A 236-nucleotide genomic window follows, 5' to 3' on the forward strand; every position below is an offset into this window, starting at 1 on the left:
ATCAACTACCAGGTCGTGGGCAATGAGGTTCTCTTAACAGCAGCGGGCGCGGCGCTGGTTAACAGCGGAGCAGCCTTACCTGAATTTACGTTAACACCGAACGACGGCACGATTAATGGTGAAACAGATTCGGCCACCCCGGTGGTGAATACGGTTAACGATGCACCTGAAGTGACGATCACGAACACCAATGCATTTACCGAAGACGACGGCAGCGCAGTAGAAAATGCGGTAGT

Annotated in this window: 1 protein-coding gene; it reads left to right on the forward strand. The window is 52.5% G+C overall.

The annotated features are described in order from the left end of the window. Window positions 1-236, forward strand: a 236-nt coding sequence (locus tag H5084_RS19410) for a hypothetical protein (protein WP_182692249.1), incomplete at both ends; no start/stop codon positions are given.

Origin of the sequence: Psychromonas sp. SR45-3 (assembly GCF_014163575.1) — a bacterium.
Lineage (GTDB): Bacteria > Pseudomonadota > Gammaproteobacteria > Enterobacterales > Psychromonadaceae > Psychromonas > Psychromonas arctica.